The following is a 12810-nucleotide window of genomic DNA, read 5'->3' as shown; positions in this document are numbered from 1 at the left end:
CTGTCGCCCCGGCTTGCTCTTGAGCGCCTCACCCGACCAGCGCTAGATGAACTCCATGCGCGCCCTTATCCTGATCGTCATGATGCTGATCCCTGCCCTTGCCCAAGCCCAAGACTGCGTCGTGCTGCTGCACGGTCTCGGACGCACGGAAAACTCACTGACGCTGATGGAGGAGACGCTCTCCGCCTTTGACTACAAGGTGGTCAACGACAGCTACCCCTCCACCAATGCGCCGGTCGAGGAATTGATGTCCTTCGTGTCCGATTCGGTTGAGCGATGCGGTGCAGAAGCCGGCAAGATCCATTTCGTCACCCATTCCATGGGCGGCATTCTTGCCCGCGCCTGGCTTGCCGACAACCGGCCGGCCAATCTCGGCCGAACCGTCATGTTGGGGCCGCCGAACCACGGGTCGGAACTGGTCGATACACTCGGCGGCCTGACGGCATTTCAGTGGATCAACGGCCCTGCCGGACTGCAGCTCGGCACCGCCAGAGACAGTCTTCCGAATGCGCTTGGACCGGTGACGTTCCCCGTCGGGGTGATTGCCGGCACTCTCAGCCTCAACCCGCTGATGTCGTCGGTGTTTACCGGCCCGAACGACGGCAAGGTTTCGGTGGAAAGCACCAAGGTGGATGGCATGGCCGACCACATCGTGCTCAGCGCCTCGCATACCTTTATGATGAACAACCCGCTGGTCATTGCCGAGACGCTGGAGTTCATCCGGCATGGCCGCTTCGACCACACGCTGACGCTCGGCGAGGTGATGCGGCGCATGCTGCGGCCCTGATCAGCCGGGTTCTGCGAGGGTGCGAAACAGCCTGACCAACCCCTCGAGCGACATGTTTTCCGCGATTCGGTCATGTGGCACGAGCAAATAGCGCCATGGCTTTCCACCGTGCGCCAGAGCGTGCATGCTCGCCTGACGGCACCACTCGACAGCGGCATCCCGCTTTGCCAGCACATCCCAGGCCGTCATCCGGTCGGTGCCCTTGACCTCGATCATCAGAATGGCCTCGAAGGTCTCGGCGACGAAATCCGGCTGATACTCGGAGGTGTCGCCATCCAGCCGATAGAAAATCTGGAACTGTCCCCTTGATGGCCTGAACCATTTCAACGCATCGCGGTCGAGGATGACAGCTATCACCCGCTCGGGGTCGGAATCGAATTTCTGCAACGGATAGAGGCAGCGCGAGAACCCGCCGAACAGATGCCGGCCCATGGTGCTGCGATCCCGCGGCGGCCGACGAAAATTGAGAGGCTCAGCATCCGCGGCAATCGAATAGGCGGAAGGCCGCAGCAAGGTGAAGCCGCGCGTCACCAAGGTTCGCGCAATCCCGCTGGCCGCAGCAACGCGCCACGGCATTTGCGCTCGCACGAACCGCGCGATCTCCTTGCCGTGAAAGCGCGCGGTTCGGCAGGCCGACGCCTCATCCATCTGTGAGCGCAGATGCGCCGCGACCTGAGCGGCAAGATCCTGCAACACGTCGACATTGAACTCGTAGGCGACGTCGTCCAGCGACGACAGGACATCCACGACAATATCTTCGAGGCGGGATCCCGCATCGGTCCTGTCGGCGGCGCCGATGCGGTCGACCCTGCCGGTGCTGAGATGAGCTATCCAAAGCGTCTCGCTGGGCGGCTCGAACCGCATGGCGGCAAGATCGAGCCGAAACGGCATCAGCACACCGACGGAGCCTGGCTCCGGAACCGCCATGATGCGCGGAATGGAAATCATCGTCTCGGCCACCACCTCCGCCACGCGATCCACGAGATCGGCGGCATTGACTGCGGCCGGCGGAACGGTTGGCGCTTGCATCAACCGCTCGACAAGCTGCGCGCGAAAAGCTGGCTCCGCCAAGGCGCTGAGATCTGGCAAGGCGTCGGGCTGACGTTCCAGTCCTGCAAGCGTCTCCCACACGAAGGCGACCGCCGGCCTTTCCTGCAAGGCGAAACGCGCCTCCGAACCCACAGACGCTGCGGACAGTCCCAGCCGCATCTCGACCAGCGGTATGGATTCGACGCTGACAGTGGGCACCGGCGCATCCGCCTCCGGCAGAATGACCTCTGCCAAGCGCAACACCGAACCCGGCCTTCGCGCCTCTTCGACGATCTCCTGAAAGCGGTCATGTGCGACGATAGACAGCCGGTCCAGCGCGGGAATGCCGGTGCGCTTTCCGAAAGGCAGGCGCAGACCGCGCCCAATCGACTGCTCGATGAGCGTGCGGGCATTGGCGGCGCGCAGCGGTACGATGGTGTAGAGGTTGTTCACATCCCAGCCTTCCTTCAGCATGTTGACGTGGACGACGATCTCGGTCGCCTCTTCCGCGCGCTCGATGCGCAGCAGGCGCTTGATCGTCTCCTCCTCCTTCACGCTGGAATCGACCTGGATTACCTTGCCGGCATAGCGCCCGCCGGCAAAATCGGGCGATTGCAGCACAGCAACGATCTCTGCGGCATGCGAAATGTTGCGAGCGATCACCAGCACGAACGGCTTGACCAGGCGCTCGCCCGTGTTTCGGGCATGGGTTTCAAGCTCCACCTTGACGCTCTCATGCAGGCGAACGCCGTCTTCGAGCTTGATGCGTTCGAGTTCGCTCTCGGAAAGCCCGATTGCCGAAAAATTCTCGCACGTTACGACGGCGGGCTCCTTCACGAAACCGTCGGCGATGGCGCGCGCCAGCGGATAATCGTAGATGACATTGCGAAACGGCGCGGTTCCGCGCGACGTTTCCACGAACGGCGTCGCGGTCAGTTCGAGCCCCAGCAGTGGGTTGAGTTCGTTCAGCGCCCGCACCCCCGCCGAGGCACGATAGCGATGCGACTCGTCCATGATCAGCACGAGGTCGTCGAGGCCAGCCAGATGGTCGAAATAGCTGGAGCCTATCTCCTCGCGAAATGTTCGCATGCGCAGCTTGTCGCTGCGCAGCTCGGCATTGATCTTGGAACTGTTGAAGATGTTGATAGCCACCGGCAGCAGCCGTCCGCCGGAACGTATCTGGCGTTCGAAGGTCTCGCCCGTCACCAGCATCGGCGGCAGAACGGCAAAATCCGACAGCCCGCGCAGCACATATTTCGGCGTGTTCGGGGTGAAATCCGTGATCAGCTTTTCGTAGATGGTGAGGTTGGGCGCCAGCACGAAGAAGTTGCGAATGCCGTGAACCGCATTGAGATAGCCGATGAAGGCGCCCATCAGCCGCGTCTTGCCGACGCCGGTGGCGAGCGCAAAGCAGACGCTGGGAAAGTCGCGCTCGAAATCCTGCACGGACGGAAACACCGCGCGCACCGCGGCCAGCAGTGTTTCCATTTCAGCTGTGCGATCCGCCTGCCGCCGCATCGGCAGAAGCTCCGTCAGCCCGGCAAGCCTCTCAAGCGCTTCGCCTTGCGGCGCGCGCAGGCTGAGCCGTTGTGCGATCGTCGACGCCGTGCTGTCCATGGTTAAGCCGCTCAGTAATCCGCCGCCGCTTCGGGTGCCAGCCTCGCCGAAGGCAGGCTGTAGTCGTCACGGCCCCAATCGCAGGACGCCAGCAGATGCCCCGGAATCTTGCGCACTGTCAGCCGCTCGAAGCGGCCAGCATGAGCACGGAAAGCGCGGCACATCACAAGCAGACTTTGCCGCCGACCGACTTGTTCATCCAGCAGCGCCAGTTCCTCCGCGTCCAGAACCTTCGGCGTCACATAGATGAAATCGCTTTCGGTGGAGTAGCCGTGCTGCCAGTGGAAGATATCGCTCGGCGCATAGGTGAAGCCTTCAATCCTGCAGACGGCGCGCGCCAGCATGGCAGCGTCATAGTCCTGTGCAATCACGGGGCGGCCGAACAGGTCTTTCTGCAGCAGCGACGGCGCGAGCTTGAAATAGCGGAACGCGCCGCCGCCTGTCCAACCCAGCGTCTTGGTCACGCCGCCCACGTCACTGCCATCGACCACCTTACGCAGGCGCGGCAGGATATGGGTGTGGCAGTGCTCGCCAAGTTCGACCATGATCCAGCGCCGTCCCATCTTGTGAGCAACCGCGCCAGTGGTGCCGGATCCGGCAAAAGAATCGAGCACGAGGTCGCCGGGATCGGTGGCGATCTCCAGTACCCGCTTGATCAGCCGCTCGGGCTTGGGCGTAGCAAAGGCATCGGCTGCACCAAACAATACGATGCTCTCTTTCTTCGCTTCCTGATTGTGGCCGACATCCTCATTGTTCCACCAACTCCAAGCAGCAATGCCTTCGCTTTCGGATAGGAAGGTCTTGCGTCGGGGAACGCCCTTGCCATCCCTGCCGAAATAGACGCGGTTATCCTCCACAAGCTGCCGAAAAACAGGCTCGATGTTCTTCCAGCACCGGCCAGCCTGCGGCTTGTGCCGCGCGCCGCCGGGCGTGACGATCTCATACATCTGGTTAGGACGATAACCTTGGGCCGTAAAGTCGGACGAGGTCCATGGTCCACGCGGATCATTGTCGGGATTGCGATAGCCCTTGGTTTGCTTGTCGCTGCGGAGAATGGGCCGGAATTTCAGTTTGCTCGCATCCTTGGCGAAGACGAGAATGTGATCATGCGCACCGCCCAAGCCAAGCCGCGCATCTGGCGAGGTCCGCTTCTGCCAGACGACATTGGCAACGAAATTGATACGCCCGAAGATCTCGTCGCACAGCACCTTGAGGTAATGCGCTTCATTGTCGTCGATGCTGATCCACAGAGAGCCGTCTTCAGACAGCAAGTTGCGGATGAGTTCCAGCCGGTCGCGCATCAGGCCCAGCCAGATAGAGTGCTCCATCCCATCGTCATAATGCGTGAAAGCGCTGCCGGTATTATACGGAGGGTCGATGAAGCAGCACTTCACCTTGCCGGCGAAATCCTGCTCCAGGGCCTTCAGCGCAAGCAGATTGTCTCCAAAGATCAACATGTTGTCCGACGCGGCGCCGGGCGGGTAACTCTTGCTATCCTCTTCAAGAAGAATGCGGGGCTCCAGCAGAGGGCGGTCGTCCTTGTTGACCCAGACGAGTTCAAGACGCCCCCTGCGATCAACCATTCCGCCACTCCTCCGAGTATCTGCCCTGAATACTCTTATAGATTGTATTCTTATCGTAAAGGGCCCAATCACAATCTGTGGTAGTAAGCCTCATAAAAAATCAAAGTCGACGCCTTCAAGATGTTCGCAATTTGTTCCATATCAGATCGATGCAGTTGGCTTTCGCATTCGAGAACAGGAACGAGATCGGCGCGCTCCAGGAGAGCCTGCGGTCGGCGGTGAAACTGCCGTCGCGGCCCTATGAGCGGCTGTCGCCAATTGGTCAACTCGTCAAATCGCTGCTCAGCAGCAAGACGCTTGATGACGTATCATGGGCTGCCTATTGGCGCCTGTTGGAACGTCATGAAACCTGGCCGGCGATGGCTCTCGCCAAGCCTGACGAATTGCTGGAGACCATCCACCCCGTCACCTATGCCGAAGACAAGGCCGACCATCTTCACCGCACGCTGCAGACGGTCGGCAAGATCGCGCCGGATTTCGATCTTTCATTCCTCGCCGCATGGCCGGTGATGGATGCCTTGCGGTGGCTCGAGCGCCTTCCCGGTGTCGGCCGCAAAGTATCCGCCTCGGTGCTGAACTTCACCTCTCTCGCCCGGCCGGCCTTCGTCGCCGACACACACATTATCCGGATTCTCACCCGGCAAGGCGTGCTGCGGGCCGGAGCGGACGCCCGGATCGCCTTCGAAGCGGTCATGGCGCGCTGCCCAAGCTGGTCCGCGCAGGAACTGGAAGAGCTTCACCGGCTGATGAAACGCTTCGGTCAGCAGACCTGTACCCACAGCAACCCGCAATGCAACTCATGTCCGGTGGCGCGAACCTGCCTCTATGCCCGAGCTTGATGGGGAACGAGATAGCATCCCGCCAAAATAAAAAGCCGGACCTTCGCAGGCCCGGCTTTTGAGACTTCAGTACATCCACCCTCAGGCTGGGATGACAGCGCCTTCCAGCGTCGTCAGTTGGTGCAGGAACTCTTCGGCCTTTGTACGGGAATGATCGTCCTTGGCGTCCGCGACGTCCTCGCGGGCATCCTGGATACGCTGCGCAAGGTCCGCGCGGTCGATGTGCTTCACCGCGGTCGCCGACTCCGCCAGAAGCGTGCAGCCGGTGGGCAGGATATCGGCGAAACCGCCGAACACGACATAGCGTTCTTCCTGGCCACCGACGGTCTTCACCGTCACGACGCCGGGCTTGACCGTGGTCATGACCGGAGCGTGGTTGGCCATGACGGTCATTTCGCCTTCCGTTGCCGGAATGACGACTGACTCGATCTTTTCCGACACGAGCAAGCGCTCGGGAGAGACGAGTTCGAACTGGAAAGCTTCAGCCATGTTCTGTTTAGCGAATAGCGAATAGCGAATAGCGACGATGTCGCCTTAAGCCTTCGAAATCCCTATTCGCTACTCCCTCTTCGCTACTCGCTTTGGTTAAGCTGCTTCCGCAGCCAGACGCTGGGCCTTCTCGACCGCTTCCTCGATGGTGCCGACCATGTAGAAGGCGGCTTCCGGAAGGTGATCGTACTCGCCGTTGCAGAGGCCTTTGAAGCCCTTGATGGTGTCGGCGAGGTCGACGAGCTTGCCCGGCGCACCGGTGAAGACTTCGGCGACGAAGAACGGCTGCGACAGGAAGCGTTCGATCTTGCGCGCGCGCGCCACCGTCAGCTTGTCCTCTTCGGACAGTTCGTCCATGCCCAGGATGGCGATGATGTCCTGCAGCGACTTGTAGCGCTGGAGGATCGACTGCACCTGGCGGGCAACGCCGTAATGCTCATCGCCGACGACCAGCGGGTCGAGCATGCGCGAGGTCGAGTCGAGCGGATCGACGGCCGGGTAGATACCCTTTTCGGCAATCGAGCGGTTCAGCGTGGTCGTCGCGTCCAAGTGGGCGAAGGATGTAGCAGGCGCCGGATCGGTCAAGTCGTCGGCGGGGACGTAAATGGCCTGCACCGAGGTGATCGAGCCCTTGTGGGTCGTCGTGATGCGCTCCTGCAGCATGCCCATGTCGGTGGCAAGCGTCGGCTGATAGCCCACGGCCGAAGGAATACGGCCAAGGAGAGCCGACACTTCCGAACCTGCCTGGGTGAAGCGGAAGATGTTGTCGACGAAGAACAGCACGTCCTGGCCCTCATCGCGGAAATATTCCGCAACCGTCAGACCGGTCAGAGCGACACGGGCGCGCGCACCGGGCGGCTCGTTCATCTGGCCGTACACAAGTGCGGCCTTCGAGCCCTCGCCGCCGCCCTTTTGGTTGACGCCGGATTCGATGAATTCGTGATAGAGATCGTTGCCCTCGCGGGTACGCTCGCCAACGCCGGCAAACACCGAGTAACCGCCATGCGCCTTGGCGATGTTGTTGATCAGTTCCTGGATCAGGACCGTCTTGCCGACGCCGGCGCCGCCGAACAGGCCGATCTTGCCGCCCTTGGCGTACGGAGCCAGAAGATCGAGAACCTTGATGCCCGTGATCAGGATCTGCGCTTCCGTCGACTGCTCGACATAGGCCGGAGCCGGCTGGTGGATGCCGCGCGTCTGGGTCGCGGTGATGGGGCCTGCTTCGTCGACCGGCTCGCCGATGACGTTGATGATGCGGCCGAGCATTTCAGGACCGACCGGAACCATGATCGGGGCACCCGTGTCGACGACCTGCTGGCCGCGAACCAGACCGTCGGTTGAGTCCATGGCGATGCAGCGCACGGTGTTTTCACCCAGATGCTGTGCCACTTCCATGACCAGGCGGTTGCCGCCATTGTCGGTCTCCACCGCGTTCAGGATCGCCGGCAGATGGTCTTCGAACTGCACGTCGACAACCGCGCCGATGACCTGACGCACCTCGCCGACCGCTCCGGTCGCACCCAGTGCAGCGGTCGTTACAGCTGCCGGCGCCCTGGCGGTCACCGCCCGCTTTGCGGGAGCTTTCTCGGCTGCGGGAGCCGCTTTCGGGGTCGCTGCTTTCGCCATCCTTGTTACCCTTTTTCGTCCGTTAGGGCGTGATCGGTTCGATCAGGCCGTAATCTTCCATGTCCATGCGGTCGCACGCCCGAAACGGGCGCGCGGGCTAGAGCGCTTCCGCGCCCGAAATGATCTCGATCAGTTCCTTGGTGATCTGCGCCTGACGCTGGCGGTTATACGTGATCGACAGCTTGTTGATCATGTCGCCCGCATTGCGCGTCGCATTGTCCATGGCGCTCATCTTGGCGCCCATCTCGCCGGCGGCGTTCTCAAGCAGCGCGCGGAATATCTGCACCGAGATGTTGCGCGGAATCAAGTCGCTCAGGATCGCGCCCGGCTCCGGCTCGTATTCGTAGATCGCGCCGCCTGCTGCATCGTCCTGGGCGACGGCGGGAGCCGCACCTGGAATGATCTGCTGCGCGGTCGGCACCTGACTGATGACAGACTTGAATTCCGAATAGAACAGCGTCGCGACGTCGAACTGGCCTTCGTTGAACAGCGAAATCACCTTCTTGGCGATGGCGTCCGCATTGACGAACCCCAGCGTCTTGACCTCGCGCAGATCGATCCGGTCGATGATCAGCGAGCCATAGTCGCGACGAAGGATGTCGTAGCCCTTCTTGCCAACGCAGATGATCTTCACCGTCTTGCCGGCAGCCAGCAACCTGCGGATATGATCGCGCGCAAAACGCGCGATCTGGCTGTTGAAGCCGCCGCAAAGACCGCGCTCCGCCGTGCAGACGACGAGCAGATGCACATCGTCCTTGCCGGTACCGGTCATCAGCGCTGGCGCGTCTCCGCCGTCGCCGACCGCGGCCGTGATGTTGGCCAGCACCGCGCCCATTCGTTGGGAATAGGGCCGTGCAGCCTCCGCAGCCTCCTGCGCGCGGCGCAGCTTCGCCGCGGCGACCATCTGCATCGCCTTGGTGATTTTCTGCGTCGCCTTGACCGAGGCGATACGGTTACGAAGCTCTTTCAGTGAAGGCATGCTTCAACCCTGGTTCCGTCGGCTTCTTCGCTTACGCGAAGGACTTGGCGAAGGCGTCGATCTCGGCCTTCAACTTGGCGCGAAGATCATCCGACAGAGCCTTTTCGGTGCGAATGCCATCGAGCACGGCCTTGCCGGTCGAACGCATATGCGACAACAGGCCCTGCTCGAACTTCGACACCTGATTGATCGGCAGCTTGTCGAGATAGCCGTTGACGCCGGCGAAGATCACCGCGACTTGTTCCTCGACCTTGAGCGGCGAGAACTGCGGCTGCTTGAGCAGCTCGGTCAGGCGCGCACCGCGATTGAGAAGACGCTGCGTCGCAGCATCCAGATCGGAACCGAACTGTGCGAAGGCGGCCATCTCGCGATACTGCGCGAGCTCGCCCTTGATCGAGCCGGCAACCTGCTTCATCGCCTTGATCTGCGCGGCGGAACCGACGCGCGAAACCGACAGACCGACGTTCACTGCAGGGCGGATACCCTGGAAGAACAGGTTGGTTTCGAGGAAGATCTGGCCGTCGGTGATCGAGATCACGTTGGTCGGGATGTAGGCCGACACGTCGTTGGCCTGCGTCTCGATGACCGGCAGAGCGGTCAGCGAACCAGCGCCGAGCTCGTCGTTCATCTTGGCGGCGCGCTCAAGCAGACGGGAGTGCAGGTAGAACACGTCGCCGGGATAGGCTTCGCGACCGGGCGGACGACGCAGTAGGAGCGACATCTGACGATAGGCGACGGCCTGCTTGGACAGATCGTCATAAGAGATCAGCGCATGCTGACCGTTGTCGCGGAAATATTCGCCCATGGTGCAGCCGGCGAACGGCGCCAGGAACTGCATCGGAGCCGGATCGGAAGCAGTGGCAGCGACGATGATCGAATATTCGAGCGCACCGCGCTCTTCGAGGATTTTCACGAACTGCGCGACGGTCGAGCGCTTCTGGCCGACGGCGACGTAGACGCAGTAGAGTTTTTCCTTTTCCGGACCGCTGTCGTGAACCGCCTTCTGGTTCAGCATCGTGTCGAGAATGATCGCGGTCTTGCCGGTCTGACGGTCACCGATGACCAGCTCGCGCTGGCCGCGGCCGACCGGGATGAGCGCGTCGATGGCCTTGAGGCCGGTCGACATCGGCTCATGCACCGACTTGCGGGGGATGATGCCTGGCGCCTTGACGTCGACGCGGCGACGTTCGACACCCTGGATCGGACCCTTGCCGTCGATCGGATTGCCGAGCGCGTCAACGACGCGGCCAAGCAGGCCGGGACCGACCGGAACGTCGACGATGGCGCCAGTCCGCTTGACGGTGTCGCCTTCCTTGATGTCGCGGTCGGCGCCGAAGATGACGACGCCGACATTGTCGCTTTCAAGGTTCAGCGCCATGCCGCGCACGCCGCCGGGGAACTCGACCATTTCGCCCGCCTGGACGTTGTCGAGACCGTAGACGCGGGCGATGCCGTCACCAACGGAGAGAACCTGACCAACTTCGGAAACCTCGGCTTCCTGGCCGAAATTCTTGATCTGGTCCTTCAGAATTGCGGAAATTTCCGCGGCGCGGATGTCCATCAGCCGACCTCTTTCAGTGCAAGCTTGAGCGAATTGAGTTTGGTTTTGAGCGACGTATCGATCTGGCGCGAGCCCATCTTCACGACGAGACCGCCGAGAAGCGAGGGATCGACCGTGACCGAAATCGCAACGTCCTTGCCGGCAACGCTCTTCAGCGCCACCTTCAGTTCCGTCTGCTGCGCAGGCGTCAGGTCGTGCGCCGAAGTGACATCGGCGGCAACTTCACCGCGATGCTCGGCGGCGATGCGGCGATACGCCTTGATCATGCCCTCGACGACGAACAGCCGGCGGTTCTGGGCGACGACGCGAAGGAAGTTGGCAGCAAGACCGAAAATCTGCGCCTTGGCGAGAATGGCGGTGATCGCCTTTGCCTGATCTTCACCGGTGAACACCGGGCTCTTGATCAGGCGCTGCAGGTCGGCGCTGCCTTCCAGCATCTGCTCGAAACTGCCGAGGTCCCGCTCGACCGCTTCAACGGAGCCAGCTTCGAGAGCGAGGGCGAACAAAGAACCCGCATAACGCTCGGCAACACCGGATATTGGCGAAGATTGGGCCACGGACCGTCTTTTCTCTTTTTCTGACAGGCCGCAGGGTTATTGGCGCGAGCAGTATACTCTGGCTAAACCTTTGACCTTATTTAGTTTATAGCCACGGGGCTTGCGGCTGCCGCAATCCCCCGGCCGAAAGTCGATTGCCGTCTAGCACACGCTTTTCAGGACCGCAACACGTCCTCTAACAACCTTTTCATACACTTTGTCGCACGGCAGGCCCCGATGGGCGGATTCACGGCCAAAGGCCGAAAGCAAACCCCAGCGGCAGTATGGCCAAAGCCAGCTGGATAATCAGTGCCAGCCAATTGTAGGGCGTGTTGGCATTGTCTGACAGCATCCCGATGATCCTTCCGAACACGGTAAACAGCCAGGAAAAGCCGAGCGTCAGATAAACCAGCGGCTGCGCGAGCAGAATGCAGCACAGTCCGACTCCGAGATAAAAACCGGCCATGGTCGAGCGTCCTTCCGCAAGGGCGGACGGAACATCCGGGCGCGGCTGCAACCTGAGCAGACGGAAGGACAGGCCGGGAAAAAAGAACAGCACGATGCCGAACAGCAGCGTTATCGCCGCCGACATCCACGCCAGCCACTCGCCCTGGCTCAACGGCCAGGGAAACGCGAATTCCATGATGCCTCTCCACGCTGCCGCATGTTTTAAAACTGACGCGACCGTGCTTTTCCGTCCCGATGCACGACCCGCAGGTGATTCCGCTGCAGTGTAGTCGAAGCCAATTGCCGCCGCGAGAGGATTTCACGACCGCAAAAGCAAAGGGCGCAGCTTGCCGCCGCGCCCTTTGCGTAATCGAATTGGAAAGGCGATCAGAAGTCGAGAATCGGCGAAAACCCGCCATGCACCATGCGCTGACCGTCGAAAGGCATTTCGAACTGCATGCGCGAATCGGCCATAAGCTTGCCCCAACTGGCGTCTCGAACCTCCTTGGAGGGCCATTCCACCCAGCCATAGACCACCGTCTCGTCGTCCTTGGCCTTAACCGCGCCCTTGTAGTCGGTGACCTTGCCGTCCGGCACATCGTCCCCCCAGGCATCGACCACGCGCAACGCGCCATACTCCTTGAACAACTCGCCGGCCTTCAAGGCCATCTCCTTGTAGGCCGCCTTGTTCGCGGTCGGCACGGCGATCAGCGAGCCGTCGACGTAACCCACCTTGCCGCCCTTTCCCTCGTCCACAAGGGTATCGAAGCCGCCATAGATCATGCGCTTGCCGTCGAAAGGCATGGATTTGCCCATCTCCTCCATGCGCGGATCCTCCATCATCTTCGCGTTGGCCGCGTCGCGCGCCTCCTTGGACGGAAATTCGAACCAGGAAAACACCACGACCTCGTCGTCTTTGGCCTTCACCGCGCCCCTGAAATCGGTAACCTTGCCGTCGGGCACGTCATCGCCCCAGGTCTCGACCATGCGGCTGGCGCCGAATTCCTTGATCAGCGTCCAGGCCTCGGTCGCATGCTTGGTGTATATGTCCTTGTTGGCGGCGGGAACCGCGGCAACGAACCCTTCGATATAAGCCATCCGAAGTCTCCTCTCATTCACTGCCAGGCAAACGCGATTTCGTGTGCCGGCGTTCCTCGTTTGAGTAATTAAGTTGATATCAACTCAATACGAGCGGGTCAAGCTTCGCTGGCAGATTGCTGACATTCCGTGACAACAGCTCGTCATACCGCCGCCGGAACGGCGCACCGCCCCGTCGCCACTGTGGAGACGAAGAGGCGGTTTGGTGCCGCAAGAGCG

Annotated in this window: 11 protein-coding genes; 2 read left to right on the top strand and 9 right to left on the bottom strand. The window is 61.4% G+C overall.

Going from position 1 to position 12810, the window contains the following annotated elements:
* Positions 1 to 55 precede the first annotated feature (55 nt).
* Positions 56 to 787: an alpha/beta hydrolase gene (locus ICI42_RS05600; RefSeq protein WP_188163499.1), complete on the top strand. Its 732-nt coding sequence runs from the start codon at positions 56 to 58 to the stop codon at positions 785 to 787.
* Here ICI42_RS05600 and ICI42_RS05595 read toward each other — a convergent pair whose 3' ends face one another.
* The gene (locus ICI42_RS05595) at positions 788 to 3433 is read right to left on the bottom strand and encodes a DEAD/DEAH box helicase (RefSeq protein ID WP_188163498.1); all 2646 of its coding nucleotides are present in this window, start codon (positions 3431 to 3433) and stop codon (positions 788 to 790) included.
* An 11-nt stretch (positions 3434 to 3444) separates the two neighbouring features.
* Positions 3445 to 5016: a site-specific DNA-methyltransferase gene (locus ICI42_RS05590; RefSeq protein ID WP_188163497.1), complete on the bottom strand. Its 1572-nt coding sequence runs from the start codon at positions 5014 to 5016 to the stop codon at positions 3445 to 3447.
* A 131-nt stretch (positions 5017 to 5147) separates the two neighbouring features.
* Here ICI42_RS05590 and ICI42_RS05585 point away from each other — a divergent pair, with 131 nt between their 5' ends.
* Positions 5148 to 5855 (top strand): endonuclease III domain-containing protein, encoded by a 708-nt coding sequence (locus tag ICI42_RS05585; RefSeq protein WP_188163496.1) that lies wholly within the window; start codon positions 5148 to 5150, stop codon positions 5853 to 5855.
* 81 nt (positions 5856 to 5936) lie between these two features.
* Here ICI42_RS05585 and ICI42_RS05580 read toward each other — a convergent pair whose 3' ends face one another.
* The 7 genes from ICI42_RS05580 to ICI42_RS05550 all read right to left on the bottom strand — a co-directional run bounded on the left by ICI42_RS05580 (position 5937) and on the right by ICI42_RS05550 (position 12591).
* Positions 5937 to 6344, bottom strand: coding sequence for a F0F1 ATP synthase subunit epsilon (locus ICI42_RS05580; RefSeq protein ID WP_188163495.1), 408 nt, complete (start codon positions 6342 to 6344; stop codon positions 5937 to 5939).
* Positions 6345 to 6440: 96 nt separating this feature from the next.
* Positions 6441 to 7970 carry a F0F1 ATP synthase subunit beta gene (gene atpD / locus ICI42_RS05575; protein WP_188163494.1) on the bottom strand — a complete coding sequence of 510 codons (1530 nt, stop codon included), beginning with the start codon at positions 7968 to 7970 and terminating at the stop codon, positions 6441 to 6443.
* 97 nt (positions 7971 to 8067) lie between these two features.
* Positions 8068 to 8949: a F0F1 ATP synthase subunit gamma gene (locus ICI42_RS05570; RefSeq protein WP_188163493.1), complete on the bottom strand. Its 882-nt coding sequence runs from the start codon at positions 8947 to 8949 to the stop codon at positions 8068 to 8070.
* A 31-nt stretch (positions 8950 to 8980) separates the two neighbouring features.
* The gene (atpA, locus tag ICI42_RS05565; protein WP_188163492.1) at positions 8981 to 10510 is read right to left on the bottom strand and encodes a F0F1 ATP synthase subunit alpha; all 1530 of its coding nucleotides are present in this window, start codon (positions 10508 to 10510) and stop codon (positions 8981 to 8983) included.
* A complete protein-coding gene (locus ICI42_RS05560) occupies positions 10510 to 11067 on the bottom strand; it encodes a F0F1 ATP synthase subunit delta (RefSeq protein WP_188163491.1) in 558 nt (185 codons plus the stop codon). The genes atpA and ICI42_RS05560 overlap by 1 nt, the downstream gene beginning before the upstream one ends.
* 226 nt (positions 11068 to 11293) lie before the next feature.
* Positions 11294 to 11689: an AGROH133_08824 family phage infection protein gene (locus ICI42_RS05555; protein ID WP_188163490.1), complete on the bottom strand. Its 396-nt coding sequence runs from the start codon at positions 11687 to 11689 to the stop codon at positions 11294 to 11296.
* A 191-nt stretch (positions 11690 to 11880) separates the two neighbouring features.
* The gene (locus ICI42_RS05550; RefSeq protein ID WP_188163489.1) at positions 11881 to 12591 is read right to left on the bottom strand and encodes a DUF1428 domain-containing protein; all 711 of its coding nucleotides are present in this window, start codon (positions 12589 to 12591) and stop codon (positions 11881 to 11883) included.
* Between the last annotated feature and the right edge of the window lie 219 nt (positions 12592 to 12810).

Source organism: Oryzicola mucosus, from assembly GCF_014534685.1.
GTDB lineage: Bacteria > Pseudomonadota > Alphaproteobacteria > Rhizobiales > Rhizobiaceae > Oryzicola > Oryzicola mucosus.
The sequence above is the reverse complement of the archived record's forward strand: the minus strand, read 5'-3'. Positions and strand labels throughout refer to the sequence as shown.

Coding starts and splice junctions, on each gene's coding strand:
- ICI42_RS05600 (WP_188163499.1), top strand. CDS start 56: ATGCGCGCCCTTATCCTGATCGTCATGATGCTGATCCCTGCCCTTGCC.
- ICI42_RS05595 (WP_188163498.1), bottom strand. CDS start 3,433: ATGGACAGCACGGCGTCGACGATCGCACAACGGCTCAGCCTGCGCGCG.
- ICI42_RS05590 (WP_188163497.1), bottom strand. CDS start 5,016: ATGGTTGATCGCAGGGGGCGTCTTGAACTCGTCTGGGTCAACAAGGAC.
- ICI42_RS05580 (WP_188163495.1), bottom strand. CDS start 6,344: ATGGCTGAAGCTTTCCAGTTCGAACTCGTCTCTCCCGAGCGCTTGCTC.
- atpD (WP_188163494.1), bottom strand. CDS start 7,970: ATGGCGAAAGCAGCGACCCCGAAAGCGGCTCCCGCAGCCGAGAAAGCT.
- ICI42_RS05570 (WP_188163493.1), bottom strand. CDS start 8,949: ATGCCTTCACTGAAAGAGCTTCGTAACCGTATCGCCTCGGTCAAGGCG.
- atpA (WP_188163492.1), bottom strand. CDS start 10,510: ATGGACATCCGCGCCGCGGAAATTTCCGCAATTCTGAAGGACCAGATC.
- ICI42_RS05555 (WP_188163490.1), bottom strand. CDS start 11,689: ATGGAATTCGCGTTTCCCTGGCCGTTGAGCCAGGGCGAGTGGCTGGCG.
- ICI42_RS05550 (WP_188163489.1), bottom strand. CDS start 12,591: ATGGCTTATATCGAAGGGTTCGTTGCCGCGGTTCCCGCCGCCAACAAG.